Consider the following 15610-nt stretch of genomic DNA (forward strand, 5'->3'; position numbering starts at 1 on the left):
CGGAATCTATGAAAAAGGGGCCGCAGCCAGGAGCTGCGGTGGGCCGGTCGGCGCGGGGGCGGCCGGCGAGGAGGTACGGGATCGGTTAAGGGGCTCGACCCGCGGACTGCTATTATCGGCTCTTCGTGCCTCCGGCGCCCGTCGATGCCTGCCATGACTGTACGTTCTGCCCCGTCCCGCATTGTTCGCCTGTTTTGCCTGCTGTTGCTTGTCGCCGTCGCCGCCACCGGCTGCAAGAGCGTCGGCAAGATGTTCAAGAAGGACAAGGACGCGGATGAAGGCCAGCCGGTCGAGGCCATCTACGAGAAGGCCCACAAGTCGATGACCAACGGCAACTGGGCCTCGGCCGAGGTCAGCTTCAAGCGCCTGGTCGCCCAGTACCCGTACGGCCCCTACACCGAGCAGGCGCTGATCGAGACCGCCTACGCCCAGTACAAGTCGGGCAAGCACGACGACGCGATCAGCAGCATCGACCGCTTCATCCGTACCTACCCGACCCATCGCAACATCGCGTATCTGTACTTCCTGCGTGGCCTGGTCAACTCCAGCCGCGACACGGTGTTCCTGCAGAAGGTCTGGCGCCTGGATGTCAGCCGCCGCGACCTGGCCACGCCGATGCAGGCCTACAACGACTTCCTGATCGTGGTCGAGCGCTACCCGAACAGCCGTTACGCCGAGGATTCGCGCAAGCGCATGATGGCGCTGCGCGACACCTTCTCGCGCCATGAGCTGGACGTGTCGCTGTACTACCTGCGCCGTACCGCCTACGTGGCCGCGGCCGATCGCGCCAAGTACCTGCTGGAAACCTACCCGCAGAGCCGTTACCAGAACGACGCGGTGGCGGTGCTGGTGAAGTCCTACGAGGGCCTGGGCAACGACAAGCTCGCCACCGACGCCAAGCGCGTGCTGCAGCAGAACGACGCCGGCCACCCGGCGCTGTCGGGCGACTGGCCGGACTACCCGAGCAACCTGCGCAAGCTCAACCCGTTCGCGGGCGAGAAGTCGGCGGTGGATAACCGCGACAAGGAAGAAGCCAAGCGCAAGAACTGAGCGCCTGGGTTCGGCTCGCAGCAGTACTGAAAACGCCGCCTTCGGGCGGCGTTTTTGTTTGGGGGCTGGAATCCGCAGCGACGATCCAACGGCGACCCCCTCCCCCGAACAAGCGCGTCAATTCTCCCCCTTTGAAAAAGGGGGGCGGCGCCCGGCGCTTGCGCGAAGACGGGATCGATCTGCCCTGCGCGGGGGATTTGCTTTGCTCGTGATGCGTGGTGATTGGACGGCAAGAGCAAATCCCCCTAGCCCCCCCTTTTTTCAAAGGGGAGAACAGCTGCGTGGGGGGCGGGAAGCTATGTGGGCTGCTGGGTGTGAGGCGTCTCGGCGAACGATATCCGCCGACGCGCACTCAGGCCGAGTAGCCGTTAGTGATCGGATACCGCCGCTCACGCCCGAACGCGCGATGCGAAACCTTAGGTCCCGGCGCGGCCTGATGCCGCTTCCATTCGCTGATCCGCACCAGACGCAGCACCCGGTCCACCGTCGCCGGCTCGAAACCGGCGGCGACGATCTCGTCGCGCGACTGCTCCTGATCGACATGACGCAGCAAGATCGCATCGAGTACGTCGTAGGGCGGCAGCGAATCCTGGTCTTTCTGGTTCTCGCGCAATTCCGCCGAAGGCGGACGGTCGATCACCGCCCACGGGATGACCGGGGCGCCGGCGATCGCGTTGCGCCAGCGCGCGAGGGCGAATACTTCGGTCTTGTACAAGTCCTTGATCGGCGCGTATCCGCCGCACATATCGCCGTAGATGGTGGCGTAGCCGACCGCGTATTCGCTCTTGTTGCCGGTGGTCAACAGCAGACCGCCGAATTTGTTGCTCATCGCCATCAGCAACGCGCCGCGGGTGCGCGATTGCAGATTTTCCTCGGTCACGTCCACCGCCTTGCCGGCGAAGGTCTCCGCCAAGGTGTCCAGATAGCCCTGAAACGGTTTTTCGATCGGCAGCGCGAGCAGGCGCACGCCCTGAGTCTGGCATTGTTCGGCGGCCAGATCGTTGGACATGTCGGCGGTGTAGCGCGAAGGCATGCGCACCGCGATGACGTTCTCCGCGCCGAGCGCGTCGACCGCGATGGCCATGACCAAGGACGAGTCGATGCCGCCCGACAGCCCCAGCCAGACTTTTTCGAAACCGTTCTTGCGGCAGTAATCGCGGGTGCCGCGCACCACGGCCCGCCAGGCCAGCGCGTCCCGGCCTTCGTCGGCTTCGGTTGGCCACGACACCGGAGTGAAGCTGCGGGTTTCATCAAAGTAGTCGGCGATAAGCCAATGATCTTCGAACGCGGTCGCGGCCGGATGCACGGTGCCGTCGCCGTCGGCCAGCACCGATGCGCCGTCGAATACCAGCGCGTCCTGGCCGCCGACCACGTTGAGATAGGCCAGCGCCACGCCGGTCTCCTGCACGCGCGTTTCCAGCAAGGCGTCGCGCTGGGCGTGCTTGTCGCGTTCGAACGGCGAAGCATTGGGGACCAGCACCAGGCTGGCGCCGGCCTTCGCGGTCGCCGCCAGCGGCTCGGCGAACCACAGATCTTCGCAAATCACCACGCCGACCTGCACGCTGGCCTGCGACTGGCGGCCCCGGACCTCGAACACGCAGGCCTCGCCGTCGGGATCGACGTCGAAGTAGCGGCGTTCGTCGAACACCGCGTAGTTGGGCAGTTCGCGCTTGCGATAGGTGGCTTCGACCTGCCCATCGCGCAACACGCTGGCGGCGTTGTAGACGATGGCGCCGGCCGCCTGCGGCCAGCCGACCACCGCGACGATGCCGCGCGCCGCGCCGGCGATGCGCAGCAGCGCGGCTTCGCAATCGGCGAGGAAGCTCGGCCGCAGCAGCAGGTCTTCCGGCGGATAACCGCTGACCGCCAGTTCCGGGAACAGCACCACGTCGGCGCCGTGCTCGTCGCGCGCCTGCGCGATCATCGTCGCGATGCGCTCGGCGTTTTTTTCGACCGCGCCGACGGGGAAGTCGAATTGGGCCAGGGCGATGCGGAGCGATGCGGACATGCGGCGGTTACTCGTTGAGTGGCGCGGAAAAGGATGGGGCGCGAACGAAGTTTAGGAGCGAACGGTTTCGAAATCGGATGGCGATACTAAAATTCAGTCGAATGGACTAAAGCCGTGTGTAGCCGGCTTCCTTCTGAGCGCGGATCGCCAGCACGAACACCGTATCGATCGCTTCGGCATAGCGGTACAGCGCCACATAGCCCTGCGTGTCGCGACCTATGATCAGTTCGCGCAAGTCCGACACCGCGGGCCGGCCGATCAACGGATTGTCGGCGAGCGCATCGAAGGCATTGACGATACCCTCGATGCGCGCCCCGGCCTGCGCGACCTCGTGCGCAGCCAGATGGTCGATGATCCGGTCGATATCTTCGAGCAGTTCCGGGGCGAACTCGACCTTCGCCATCTCAACGACCCGGCTTTCCCGGCTTCGGCGCGGGCGCGGATCGTCCCGCGGCGCGGGCTTGCAGGTAGCTGCGCATGTCGGACCAGGCGATGACTTGGCCGCTGGCGAGAATCTGCGCATAACGCTGCTCGGCCAGATCGCGCATCTCGTCGCGACGTTCCTGCGCTTCGGTCTTCTCGGCGATGGCTTCGAGTATGAAACCGTGCGGCGTGGTTCCGGCGCGCTCGGCGGCGCGGGCGATGCGGACCTTGAGTTCTTCGGTCAGCCGGATCGTGGTAGTGGACATGGCGTCCTCGGCTATCGGTGCGTTGTCGCGCAATGTAGCACATCTGTGCTACATGCATCCATGCCGCCGCCCGGCGGTGGCGCAAACGAAAAAGCCGCCCGAGGGCGGCTTCTTCGTCGGCTCAATGCAGCGGATCGATCCCGCTGGGGAGGCCTTACTTAGCCAACCGCTTGGCAATCGCCGCGCCCAGATCGCCCGGCGACTTCACCGTGGTGACGCCGGCCTTCTCCATCGCCGCGAACTTGCCTTCGGCCGTGCCCGAGCCGCCGGAGGCGATCGCGCCGGCGTGGCCCATGCGCTTGCCCTTCGGCGCCGAGGCGCCTGCGATGAAGCCGACGACCGGCTTGGTCACGTACTGGCTGATGAACTCGGCCGCTTCTTCCTCGGCCGAACCGCCGATCTCGCCGACCATGATGATGCCTTCGGTCTGCGGATCGTCCTGGAACCACTTCAGCGCGTCGATGAAGTTGGTGCCGTTGATCGGATCGCCGCCGATGCCGATGCAGGTCGATTGGCCCAGGCCCACGTCGGTGGTCTGCTTGACCGCTTCATAGGTCAGCGTGCCCGAACGCGAAACGATGCCGATCTTGCCCGGCTTGTGGATGTGGCCCGGCATGATGCCGATCTTGCACTCGCCCGGGGTGATGACGCCGGGGCAGTTCGGACCGACCAGGACCACGTCCTCAAAGCCGTTGAGGGTGTTCTTCACCCGCAGCATGTCCAGCACCGGGATGCCTTCGGTGATGCACACGATGACCTTGATGCCGGCCGCGGCGGCTTCCAGGATCGCGTCGGCCGCGAACGGCGGCGGCACGTAGATCACCGATGCGTCGGCGCCGGTTTCATCGACCGCGTCGCGCACGGTGTTGAAGACCGGCAGGCCCAGGTGCTGGGTGCCGCCCTTGCCCGGAGTCACGCCGCCGACGACCTTGGTGCCGTACTCGAGCATCTGTTCGGCGTGGAAGGTGCCCTGCGAGCCGGTGAAGCCCTGCACGATCACCTTGGTGTTCTTATTGATCAAAACGGACATGTCATCAGCCCCTTACTTGCCAGCGACGGCAGCAACCGCCTTCTTAGCGCCGTCGTTGATGTTGTCGGCCGGGGTAATGGCCAGACCCGAATTCTTCAGCAGTTCCTTGCCGGCTTCCACGTTGGTGCCTTCCAGGCGCACGATCACCGGCACCTTGACGTCGACTTCCTTGACCGCGGCGATGATGCCCTCGGCGATCATGTCGCAGCGGACGATGCCGCCGAAGATGTTGACGAAGATCGCCTTGACCTTGTCCGAGCTCAGGATGAGCTTGAACGCCTCGGTCACGCGCTCCTTGGTGGCGCCGCCGCCGACGTCGAGGAAGTTGGCCGGCGAGCCGCCTTCCAGCTGGATGACGTCCATGGTCGCCATCGCCAGGCCGGCGCCGTTGACCATGCAACCGATGTTGCCGTCCATGGTGACGTAGTTGAGGTCGTGCTGGCTGGCCAGCACCTCGGTCTCGTCTTCCTGGCGGATATCGCGCATCGCGGCCAGGTCCTTGTGACGGAACGTGGCGTTGTCGTCGCTGTTGACCTTGCCGTCGAGCACGGCCAGGTTGCCGTTGGTGAGGATCGCCAGCGGGTTGAGTTCGACCAGCGCCAGGTCCTTCTCGTTGAACAGCTTGTACAGGCCCAGCATGATCGTGGTCAGCTGGCCGGCCTGCTTGGCATTGAGGCCCAGGTCGAAAGCGAGCTCACGGCACTGGTAGGCCTGCAGGCCCTGCACGTAGTTGACGTGCACGGTCTTGATCGCGTCCGGAGTTTCCTCGGCGACCTTCTCGATTTCCACGCCGCCTTCGGCCGAAGCGATGAAGGTGACCGACTGGGTCGAGCGATCCACCAACACCGACAGATACAGTTCCTTGGCGATGTCGGTGCCTTCGGAGATCAGCACCGTATCGATCGGCAGTGCCACGCCGGCCGACTGGTAGGTCTCCATCTTGGTGCCCAGCATGGCCTTGGCGTACTGCTTCACTTCGTCGAAGTTCTTCGCCAGCTTGACGCCGCCGGCCTTGCCGCGGCCACCGGCGTGGATCTGGGCCTTGACCACCCAAAGATCGCCCGGAATGGCCTTGGCGGCCGCGACCGCTTCATCGGGAGTGCGCGCAACGCGCCCGGCCGGCACTGCGATGCCGTAGTCGGCAAACAGCTGCTTTGCCTGATATTCGTGGAAATTCATGCGTCACCGAGGGGAGTGAAAGACGTCCCGCGCATGTACCCCGGCCAAGAGCCGGCGGACGCGCGAGGGGGCCGCATTGTCGCCGATCGCGGCGGGCCGAGCAAAACCCGATCGCAGCCGGCCCGGCCGCAGGACCCAGCCTGTACCGGCTTTGTGACCGCCGATGCCAGCGCCGGCCGCCTCCGGCCCGGGTCCGGCAGGGCCGGCGCGGCCCGCGGCCGCCGTCTGCCGGCAGGCCGCGGATGGCCTCAGGCCCGATCCGGCAAGGTCGCACCGGCCCCGCGGGACGGCCCGGGATCGGGCCGACGCACGTCGCGAATGCGTCCGGGCAGCGGTCACGCCGGTTCGGAGCGGTCAGCCGCCCTATACTGACCGATACCCCGCCCGCGTATGGAAACCCGTTTGCCGCCAGGTCTCGCTCCCGTCAGTCCAGCCGATGCGGACCTCGCGCTGCGCCGCGAACTGTATTTCTTCACCCTCTACCGCCTGCTCGAAGCCGCGTTGCTGGTGTTCTTCCTGTTCGGGCCGGTCGACAACCTGATCGGCGCGCCGCGCCACGATCTGTTCGCGCGCTCGCTGTCGCTGTCTTATCTGTTCATCGCCACCTTGCTGTTCGTGTTCAGCCGCCGTGGCGACCTGCGCAGCCAGGTCCTGGCCGGCATCGCCTGCGACCTGTTCTTCGGCATCCTGGCCATCCACGCCCTGCCCGGCGCTGGCACCGGGATCGCGCTGATGCTGATGTTCAACGTCGGCGCCGCGGCCTTGCTGCTGCGCGCGCGCTACGGCATCGGCGCGGCCATCGTGGCCTGCCTGGGGCTGATCGGCGAATGGCTGTGGACCGAGCTGGGCAACGAAAGCACCGGCCGCACCATCGCCGAGCCGATCATGTTCGCGCTGGGCTATCTGTCGATCGCGCTGCTGACCAACATGCTCGGCCGGCAGATGCGCGAGAGCCAGGAACTGGCCGAGCGCCGCGGCGCCGAGGCCGCCAACTACGCCGAGATCAACGAGCTGATCATCCGCCGCATGCGCACCGGCGTGCTGCTGGTCGACGGCGAAGGCCGCCTGCGCCTGGCCAACGAGGCGGCGATGCTGCTGCTCGGCGACAGCGGCGAGTACGACGGCACCCGCCACGGCCACCGCATCCTCGCCATCGCCTCGCCCGAGCTCGCGCGCCGCCTGAGCCGCTGGCGGGTCGAAGGCCGCCCCGACGAAAGTCCGCTGCAACTCGCGCCGGACCTGCCCGAAGTGGTGCCGCGCTTCACCCGTCTGCTCGCCGGCAGCGACCAGACCCTGATCTTCCTCGACGACACCTCGCTGGTCTCGCGCCGCGCCGAATCGATCACCCTGGCCGCGCTCGGCCGCTTTTCCGCCAGCCTCGCCCACGAGATCCGCAATCCGCTCGCGGCGATCAACTATGCGGTGCAGTTGCTGGAAGAGTCGCGCGACATCGCCATCTCCGACCGGCGCCTGCTGGAAATCGTGCGCCAGCAGGGCTCGCGCATGAACGGCATCGTCGAGAACGTGCTCGGCATGGCACGGCGCGAGCCGGCCAAGCCCGAGCATGTGGAGCTGATGGGCTTCGTGCGCCAGTTCGTGGACGAATACCGCGTCAGCCATCCGATCGAACAAGACACGCTGCGCGCGACCGGCTCGCACAGCCAGGCCTCGGCGCTGGTCGATCCGCGCCAACTGCATCAGGCCCTGACCGTGCTGGTGCACAACGCGCTGACCTACGGCCGCATCCCCGGCGAGCCGGCGCGCGTGACCGTGCATGTGTATTTCGACGAAGTCGGTCTGCCGGCGATCGATGTGCTCGATCGCGGCCCGGGCATTCCCGATTCCGTCGCCGAACGCCTGTTCCGCCCGTTCTTCACCACCTCCAGCCACGGCACCGGTCTGGGTCTGTATATCGCGCGCGAGCTGTGCCGGGCCAACCAAGCGGCGCTGGATTACGTGCCGGTTCCCGGCGGCGGCGGCTGTTTCCGCATCCGTCTGGCCGGCGCAAGCGCGTTGTCCTCGCCCTGAACGACGGCATCGCAATCGACGTCATAAGCAGAATCTGTGCCACAAGCGTCTTGGCCGCGACAGGTTCGTTAAGCTATCGTGGGCGGTGGAGGGCGTAATGGCTGAAACCCGTAGTGCATTGGTAGTCGATGACGAGCGCGATATTCGCGAGCTGCTGGTCATGACCTTGGGCCGGATGGGCCTGCGTTGCGACACCGCGTCGGGCCTCGGCGAGGCTCGCAGCCAGCTGCTGCGCAACAGTTACGACTTGTGCCTGACCGACATGCGCCTGCCGGACGGCTCGGGCATGGATCTGGTCGCCGAGATCAGCCAGAAGTACCCGAACACCCCGGTGGCGATGATCACCGCCTTCGGCAACGTCGAAGCCGCGGTCGATGCGCTCAAGGCCGGCGCCTTCGATTTCGTCGCCAAGCCGGTCGATCTGGCGGTGCTGCGCGATCTGGTGCGGCACGCGCTGGAACTCAACGACACCCGCCGCAGCGCCAGCGAGGCCGTGGGCTCGCGCCTGTACGGCGAATCGCCGGCGATGATCAAACTGCGCCAGACCATCGGCAAGGTCGCGCGCAGCCAGGCGCCGGTGTACATCGCCGGCGAGTCCGGCGTGGGCAAGGAACTGGTCGCGCGCACCATCCACTCCGAAGGCGGCCGCGCCGACGGCCCGTTCGTGCCGGTCAACTGCGGCGCGATTCCGGCCGAGCTGATGGAAAGCGAATTCTTCGGCCATAAGAAAGGCAGCTTCACCGGCGCCCACGCCGACAAGCCCGGCCTGTTCCAGGCCGCCGACGGCGGCACCTTGTTCCTCGACGAAGTCGCCGAGCTGCCGTTGCCGATGCAGGTCAAGCTGCTGCGCGCGATCCAGGAAAAATCGATCCGCCCGGTCGGCGCGCAAGCCGAACTGGTGGTCGACGTGCGCATTCTGTCGGCGACCCACAAGGACCTCGCCGCGCTGGTGGCCGACGGCCGCTTCCGCCAAGACCTTTATTACCGCATCAACGTCATCGAGCTGCGCGTGCCGCCGCTGCGCGAGCGCCTCGACGACCTGCCCGGCCTGGCCGGCAAGATCCTGCACCGCCTCGCCGGCAACCAGGGCCGTCCGGTCCCGCGCCTGGGCGACGACGCCCTCGACGCGCTGCGTGCGTACGGCTTCCCCGGCAACGTGCGCGAGCTGGAAAACATCCTCGAACGCGCCCTGGCCCTGGCCGAAGGCGAAGTGCTCAGCGCCACCGACCTGCGCCTGCCGCGCCTGTCCACGCAGCCGCCGCCGCTGCCGGCCAACGTCGCCCAGAACGGCAACCCGCCACAGCAAGCCGGCGCCGTCGACCCGCGCACGCTCAACCCGCGCGACACCGCGACCAGCGCCCTGCCCTCGTACATCGAGGAAATAGAACGCGCCGCGATCCAGCAGGCGCTGCAGGAAAACCGCTACAACAAGACCCGCACCGCGGCGGCGCTGGGGATTACCTTTCGTGCGCTGCGGTATAAGCTCAAGAAGCTTGGGATTGACTGATCGCGGCGGCCTGTCGAGGCCGTCGCAGCGCCATCGCCGCGCTAATCGCTGATTCGAACTCCATACACGCACGGCGCGCCTGATTCAGGCCGCGCCTGTCGGGCTGCGGGCTGCGTCAAATCGCCGAAGCCGATAGTGCTGCGAGTTACCGCCGAACTCTTGTAGCCAGAATCACGATGTAAGGTCGCGTCGATCGCGAGCGGGCTAACGGCTCGGCGAACGCAGCGCTAAGTGACCGATCGAACGCGCCGGCCCGGCGCGGATGCGCACTGACATCTTTAGAGATGCCCACTCGCGCATCACTCCACTTATTCAGTGGCAAATCGCAACGCTTTGGTCACAAACGCTTCCTCCGAGGCAAGCGCAGATGCACAGACCGATCGAACAACTCACTTTGTGACGCACTGCAAAAATGTCCGCACGCAGGGCGATGTGACGAAAATCGCAATTTCTCACCCCTCACATTCAACCTGACGCATTTGGTCACCGAACCCACGCGCCGAGTGACCCTGTGCGTCACCCCATCCAAGCCCCTGCGCGTCGATACGTGACTGGGCTATCAGTTTCTATCCACGCCGCCGCGTACCGGGGAGTTGGCATGGGATGTGCGTAGCCTTACATGCACGTGCGGCACGCACGGCTGCCGAAGGATCGAACACCGGACCTGTTGGCACGTGAAGCAACTCAATCACTCCTAGGGGATACACCATGAAGAAGCAGCAAGGCTTTACCCTCATCGAACTGATGATCGTCATCGCGATCCTGGGCATCCTGATCGCCATCGCTCTGCCGGCGTACCAGGACTACACGATCCGCACCAAGAACGTTGAGTGCCTCAACGTCGCCGCCGCCGCCAAGCTGGCCGTGTCGGAAACCGCTCAGGACCGTGGCTCGCTCGGCGCGATCACCGCGACCAACACCGGCTACAGCTTCATCGCCAGCAGCTACTGCTCCACCGTCGCCATCACTGCCGGTACCGGCGTGATCATCGCGACCACCCTCGGCGGCGTTGGCGGCACCGGCGGCGCTTCTGTCGCGTTCACCCTGAAGCCGACCCAGGCCGCTGGCCGCATCGAATGGGATTGCTCGGTCCCGGCCGGCACCAAGATGTCGCAGGTTCCGGCTGAATGCCGTCCGTAATCGACTGATTACTACCTGCTTCAATAAAGGCCCCGGCGCAAGCCGGGGCCTTTTGTTTTGGCGTTTCTAAATAAGAACCGTTTTTCCGGTCCCATTTAGCCCATAGATTCCAACAATTTCGATCGACCGAATCCCACTGTGATTGCCTGCGCATCGCGACCGTACGAACCGTTCGTCGCCAGATTCAATCCGTACGGCATCAAAAAGCCACGAATAGCCGTTTTTCCTCCTGCAGCGACCAACAACAGGAAAAGTTGGCACGAGCCGTGCTTACCTCTTTAGTTATCGCGCGCAGTGCAAAAGCACTGCCGAAGGATCGACGACGGCCGGCGCGGGTCGCAGCCAAATATCCAGGGGGATACCGCAATGAAACCGCAGAAGGGTTTTACCTTGATCGAACTGATGATTGTCATCGCAATCCTCGGCATCCTCATCTCCATCGCATTACCGGCCTACCTCGATTACGTAACCCGCACCAAAAATGCCGAATGCCTCAATGTGGCGGCAGGGGCAAAGATCGCAGTTTCCGAAACCGCACAAGACCGAGGCGGAATCGATATGGTTACCGCGACCAACACCGGCTACAGCTTCGCCGCTTCCAGTTATTGCGCCAGCGTCGATGTCGGCGCCTCTGGAGTGATCACCGCCGTATCGTCTCCTGGCGCCAGCACGCCGGTAACGTTTACCCTGCGCCCCTCATTGGAAAGCGGACGCCTGGAATGGGATTGCAGCGTGGCCAGCGGCACCAATCTGACGCTTGTGCCCGCAGAGTGCCGCTGAGAGTCGTTTACTTACCATCGCCCAGGAAGAAAACGAGCAACAAGTCACTCCACGCCCGGGCTGCACTCGGCAGAACGCCTTGCGCTCCGTATAGTCTGCGCGAGTTCATTTTTTGGAACGGACTATGCCCGCTCGTTTAGTACTGCTGGCCGCAATGGCGCTCACCGTGTTCGTCTATTGGGCCGGCTTGTCCGGCCCCTTCATATTCGACGACCAGCCCAACCTGGCGCCAATACAAAGCTGGCTCAACGGCGAGGCGACTTGGCAGTCGATCGTGTTCGGTAACCAGTCCGGACTCCTGGGTCGGCCGATCTCGATGGCCAGCTTCCTGCTCAGCGCACAGTTCGGCGGGCACACCCCGTACGCGTACAAGCTCGGCAACCTGATCGTCCACTTGCTTTGCGGCTTCGTCGGTTGGCAGGTCATTCGTCGCTTCCTCGCCGAAGACCCCCGTCTGTCCATGCGCGCCGACATGCTTGCCAGCGTAGTCATCGCTTTGTGGCTACTGCACCCGATCAACACGAGCACCGTGCTCTACTCGGTGCAGCGCATGGCGCAGTTGAGCACGTTGTTCGTCCTGCTTTCACTGTGGACTTATCTCGCTGCGCGGCAACAACTCATCAAGGATAAGTTGACTACGGCGCTTCCTGCCCTGTTCGTACTGTTCCCCCTGTTCGTGCTGGCCGGACTGATGAGCAAAGAGAACGCCGCCGTCGCTCCGGCGCTGTGCCTGGTGGTGGAGCTGGGGTACTTTCTCGCGCGCACCGGACATAAACGGGTCAGGCAGGCGTTCTTCGCGGTTTTTCTTATATTGCCCGCGCTGGCCGTGCTGGGAGTGCTCCTGCTCGCCCCGAGCAAATTGTTGGTCAGTTACTCCGAACGCGACTTCACCCTGATCGAAAGGTTGATGACTCAGTCGCGGGCGCTGATGGACTACATCGTCACGGTCATCATTCCGCGCACGCCGTTGATGGGCCTGTACACCGACGACTTCGTCCCGTCGCGAGGGCTGTTCGCCCCCGTCACGACCGCCGTATCGATCCTTGCGCTTGCACTGATCAGCGCCCTCGCCATCAAGCTACGTAAGCGCGCGCCTAGCGTCTTCGTCGGCTGGTTCTTCTTCCTCGCCGCTCACGGCGTCGAGTCGAGCATCATTCCCTTGGAGCTGTATTTCGAACATCGTAACTACCTGCCGGCTCTCGGCCTGATCTTGGCACTGGTGGGCCTAACCGCGCTGCTGCCAGAAGATCTGCCGCTCAATATCTTCAGCCCCAAGCAACTGGGCGCGCTGATCGTCGGCGGCTTCGCCCTTTCGTTCGCGTTCGCGACCGCCGGCCGCGCCAACGTCTGGGCGGCGTCGGACACAATGCTCGAACAAGGCCTCAAGCATCACCCGGGCTCGATGCGAGCGCAGTTAGAACGCGCAACCATGTCGCTCCAGCAGCAGGCCAATCCTCAAGGAGCCTATGACGCCTTCGCCGATCTACTCGGAGGAAGCAATCTGCGCAATCAAGTGGTCGGACGCATCAGCTGGGTAACACTGGACTGCATGACCGGCAAGACGGTAACTCCGATGGACTTCCAGAACGCGGTGGCCAAAGCCCGCCCGAGCCTGAGCATGGCTGAAGTGCCTGCCTTGCGATTGCTTACGCGATTCAGCAGGGAACGCGGCTGCAGCCAATTGACCGACTCCGCAATAGCGGACGGCATCATCACCATGCTCGACCGCGCGTCCGCCCAACCCGACAAATCGCGCGCAAAATGGCTGACCCGTTTCCTGGCGGCAGAGACATTGCTCCGTGCCGGCCGAGCCGCTGAAGCACAGACGCAAGCAGAACTGGCCTGGAAAGCCAGCGCAGATCTTCCGGTAGGCACGCTGCTCTCGCAGATCTACGCAGGCCGCAAAATGAAGGCCGAAGCGCAGCAGTTGCTTGCAGTGCTGGAGAAAAGGATGAAGCCCTACGACAAGCAGGGCCAGGCCGAGCTCGCCAAGACCCGGTCACTGCTCGAGCAGGAATGAACAACCGTTCGGCAACAAGCGGTCGTAGGTACCACGGCGGATATCGGCGGGATGTCGCCGCACGCGGCATGCGCGTAGCAGGCAAAATCCGATGAAAGCCAGATGGATAGTATCCGCCGCGATCCTCGCGGCGATGCTGATTTACTCTGTCGGCCTGGATGGACCGTACCTATTCGACGACACGTTCAATCTGATGCCGGTAAGGCTCTGGGCGGCCGGACGGCTCGATTGGAGCGAGGTGATGTTCGGCAACGTCTCGGGAGTACTCGGACGGCCGGTATCCATGGCGAGCTTCATGCTCAGCGCGGCCATCGGCGGCGCCACGCCTTTGGACTACAAAGCCGGCAATCTGGCGACCCACCTGATCTGCTCCGTCCTGATCTTTCGCCTTCTGCAGAAACTTCTGGCTGCCGACCATCGTTCGCCCGACACTGTCGCAGTGTCGGCGGGCTTGCTGACAGCGCTGTGGTTACTGCATCCACTGCATGTCAGCACCGTGCTTTACGCCGTGCAACGCATGGCCCAACTGAGCACGTTATTCGTGCTGCTCGCACTGCTGGCCTATCTCAGGGGCCGGTCGGCACTGATCTCCTCACAGCTACTCAAGGCTCGCATCTGGTTGTTCGCGGCGTTCCCCGCATTGTGGCTGCTGGGTCTGCTTAGCAAGGAAAACGCAGCCGTCGCTTCCGCGCTGTGCCTGGTGCTGGAGCTGGCGTACTTCAAGCGCGATGAGGCGTCGAAGCGGACGCTGGCCTGGTTCTATGCGACGACACTGATCCTGCCGGTTCTGTTGGCCGGACTGGTCGCCGTCATCCGGCCCTCCATTTTGTTGGGCGGCTACCGAATTCTCGAATTCGATATGCCGCAACGGCTGTTGTCGCAAGCACGCGCGCTGTTTTCGTATCTGGGAATGTTGATATTTCCCAGAGGCGAAAACATGAGTGTCTTTAACGACGATTTCGCCATTTCCACCGGCTTGCTGTCGCCGCCCAGCACAATGGTGGCACTGTTGGCCCTCGTGGCGATCAGCGTGATTGTCATCGTCCTGCGGCGCCGCGCGCCGCATTTGTTCGCCGGCTGGTTCTTCTTCCTGGTGGCTCATGGGGTCGAATCGACGATCTTGCCGCTGGAATTGTATTTCGAACACCGCAACTATCTGCCATCGGTCGGACTTCTGCTGATGATTGCAGGCTTGATTTCCCTGCTTCCCGAAAAGCTCCGGAATGACTCGCGCCTTCGATACGGTGCGCTGACTGCGTTCGCACTGTGCGCCGCAGCCTTAGCCTCGATCACCTGGCAACAGGCAAATATTTGGCGCAGCAAGGAAGCCATCGTCGATCAGTCGGTGCGCAACCATCCGCACTCGCTTCGTGCCGTGCAAGCCAAGATGATCGAAGCCATCAATCGCAAGCGCTATGAACAGGCATTTGCGCTGATTTCGCCGATGGCCAACTCGAACAACCCGCGCACCCGTCTCCTTGCGTATCTGGATATGACTTCGATCCGCTGCCTATCGGGCAACCCTCCGGATCCCGCTTGGTTGGATCAAGCGATTCGCGATGCAAGAGATAGATTGACCCTCGCCGAAACCCAGACCGTCGGCCTGTTGATGCAGGTCAGTCGCGACCATCGTTGCGGCAAACAGTCCGAACAGCGCATCGCAGCGACCATCGCCGCCATCGCCAACAAGGCCAGCGGTCAGGCGGACAATGTCGGCCCAAAATGGCAACTGCACTATGCAGCGGCAATCATCTATGGACGTATAGGCCACTGGTCCGACGCACTAACCGAACTGCGGCATGCCTGGCAGCCTGGCGTGCCATCCGAGGTGGGCGCACTGCTCGTTCAGGCTCTGGCGCATAACGGATTACGCGATGAAGCAGCGCGTCTGTTGTGGCGGTTGAACCAAGAAACCTCGGCTAAAGACAGGGCCGGGCAGGCTGCATTGGAGCCGGCTCGTAAGATGATTTCAGCGCATCCATAAACCATTATGTCGAATCTTGAACCCATGAATTTGACCGACGGCGAATCTGAGCTCTCGCTCCTTGCCATCACAGACACTCGGCGCGTCAGGATCATCGAAATCATCAATGTTGGTTACTGAGATGCAAGCTCCCTTAGGCGAAGGCAAAGCACGAACCCAGCGCCCACCATCCAAGATAACTTGGTCCGGCTTGGC

At 63.8% G+C, this 15610-nt stretch carries 12 protein-coding genes; 7 read left to right on the plus strand and 5 right to left on the minus strand.

The features are described 5' to 3' along the window. Window positions 1–153: 153 nt before the first annotated feature. A complete protein-coding gene (locus LG3211_RS18320) occupies window positions 154–1050 on the plus strand; it encodes an outer membrane protein assembly factor BamD (RefSeq protein WP_057944082.1) in 897 nt (298 codons plus the stop codon). A gap of 352 nt (window positions 1051–1402) precedes the next feature. On the opposite strand, the gene LG3211_RS18325 is transcribed toward LG3211_RS18320, so the two are convergent. From LG3211_RS18325 to sucC, 5 genes are all read right to left on the minus strand, one after another. Then, window positions 1403–3058: an NAD+ synthase gene (locus LG3211_RS18325; RefSeq protein ID WP_057944083.1), complete on the minus strand. Its 1656-nt coding sequence runs from the start codon at window positions 3056–3058 to the stop codon at window positions 1403–1405. A 106-nt stretch (window positions 3059–3164) separates the two neighbouring features. Beyond that, entirely contained in the window at window positions 3165–3461 is a 297-nt protein-coding gene (locus tag LG3211_RS18330) for a type II toxin-antitoxin system RelE/ParE family toxin (RefSeq protein ID WP_057944084.1), read from the minus strand. 1 nt (window position 3462) lies between these two features. Beyond that, window positions 3463–3747 carry a CopG family ribbon-helix-helix protein gene (locus tag LG3211_RS18335; RefSeq protein WP_057944085.1) on the minus strand — a complete coding sequence of 95 codons (285 nt, stop codon included), beginning with the start codon at window positions 3745–3747 and terminating at the stop codon, window positions 3463–3465. 154 nt (window positions 3748–3901) lie between these two features. Further along, window positions 3902–4777: a succinate--CoA ligase subunit alpha gene (gene sucD / locus LG3211_RS18340; RefSeq protein ID WP_057944086.1), complete on the minus strand. Its 876-nt coding sequence runs from the start codon at window positions 4775–4777 to the stop codon at window positions 3902–3904. Window positions 4778–4789: 12 nt separating this feature from the next. Then, on the minus strand, window positions 4790–5956 hold the full coding sequence (sucC, locus tag LG3211_RS18345) for an ADP-forming succinate--CoA ligase subunit beta (RefSeq protein WP_057944087.1): 1167 nt from the start codon (window positions 5954–5956) through the stop codon (window positions 4790–4792). A gap of 402 nt (window positions 5957–6358) precedes the next feature. On the opposite strand from sucC, the gene LG3211_RS18350 reads away from it, so the two are divergent. From LG3211_RS18350 to LG3211_RS18375, 6 genes are all read left to right on the plus strand, one after another. Next, window positions 6359–7984, plus strand: a complete 1626-nt coding sequence (locus tag LG3211_RS18350) for a sensor histidine kinase (RefSeq protein WP_235113844.1) — start codon at window positions 6359–6361, stop codon at window positions 7982–7984. A gap of 97 nt (window positions 7985–8081) precedes the next feature. After that, window positions 8082–9491 carry a sigma-54-dependent transcriptional regulator gene (locus LG3211_RS18355; protein WP_057944088.1) on the plus strand — a complete coding sequence of 470 codons (1410 nt, stop codon included), beginning with the start codon at window positions 8082–8084 and terminating at the stop codon, window positions 9489–9491. 708 nt (window positions 9492–10199) lie between these two features. Continuing rightward, complete coding sequence (locus tag LG3211_RS18360; protein WP_057944089.1) at window positions 10200–10631, plus strand: pilin; 432 nt, start codon at window positions 10200–10202, stop codon at window positions 10629–10631. A gap of 366 nt (window positions 10632–10997) precedes the next feature. Further along, complete coding sequence (locus LG3211_RS18365) at window positions 10998–11411, plus strand: pilin (RefSeq protein ID WP_057944090.1); 414 nt, start codon at window positions 10998–11000, stop codon at window positions 11409–11411. A 124-nt stretch (window positions 11412–11535) separates the two neighbouring features. Continuing rightward, the gene (locus LG3211_RS18370; protein WP_148649004.1) at window positions 11536–13431 is read left to right on the plus strand and encodes a hypothetical protein; all 1896 of its coding nucleotides are present in this window, start codon (window positions 11536–11538) and stop codon (window positions 13429–13431) included. Between the two features lie 91 nt (window positions 13432–13522). Further along, the gene (locus tag LG3211_RS18375; protein ID WP_148649005.1) at window positions 13523–15415 is read left to right on the plus strand and encodes a hypothetical protein; all 1893 of its coding nucleotides are present in this window, start codon (window positions 13523–13525) and stop codon (window positions 15413–15415) included. Window positions 15416–15610: the final 195 nt, after the last annotated feature.

This window comes from Lysobacter gummosus, from assembly GCF_001442805.1.
Lineage (GTDB): Bacteria > Pseudomonadota > Gammaproteobacteria > Xanthomonadales > Xanthomonadaceae > Lysobacter > Lysobacter gummosus.

Excerpts from the sequence above, each read along its gene's own strand:
- LG3211_RS18320 (WP_057944082.1), top strand. The coding sequence starts at position 154 with ATGACTGTACGTTCTGCCCCGTCCCGCATTGTTCGCCTGTTTTGCCTG.
- LG3211_RS18325 (WP_057944083.1), bottom strand. The coding sequence starts at position 3,058 with ATGTCCGCATCGCTCCGCATCGCCCTGGCCCAATTCGACTTCCCCGTC.
- LG3211_RS18330 (WP_057944084.1), bottom strand. The coding sequence starts at position 3,461 with ATGGCGAAGGTCGAGTTCGCCCCGGAACTGCTCGAAGATATCGACCGG.
- LG3211_RS18335 (WP_057944085.1), bottom strand. The coding sequence starts at position 3,747 with ATGTCCACTACCACGATCCGGCTGACCGAAGAACTCAAGGTCCGCATC.
- sucD (WP_057944086.1), bottom strand. The coding sequence starts at position 4,777 with ATGTCCGTTTTGATCAATAAGAACACCAAGGTGATCGTGCAGGGCTTC.
- sucC (WP_057944087.1), bottom strand. The coding sequence starts at position 5,956 with ATGAATTTCCACGAATATCAGGCAAAGCAGCTGTTTGCCGACTACGGC.
- LG3211_RS18355 (WP_057944088.1), top strand. The coding sequence starts at position 8,082 with ATGGCTGAAACCCGTAGTGCATTGGTAGTCGATGACGAGCGCGATATT.
- LG3211_RS18360 (WP_057944089.1), top strand. The coding sequence starts at position 10,200 with ATGAAGAAGCAGCAAGGCTTTACCCTCATCGAACTGATGATCGTCATC.
- LG3211_RS18365 (WP_057944090.1), top strand. The coding sequence starts at position 10,998 with ATGAAACCGCAGAAGGGTTTTACCTTGATCGAACTGATGATTGTCATC.
- LG3211_RS18370 (WP_148649004.1), top strand. The coding sequence starts at position 11,536 with ATGCCCGCTCGTTTAGTACTGCTGGCCGCAATGGCGCTCACCGTGTTC.
- LG3211_RS18375 (WP_148649005.1), top strand. The coding sequence starts at position 13,523 with ATGAAAGCCAGATGGATAGTATCCGCCGCGATCCTCGCGGCGATGCTG.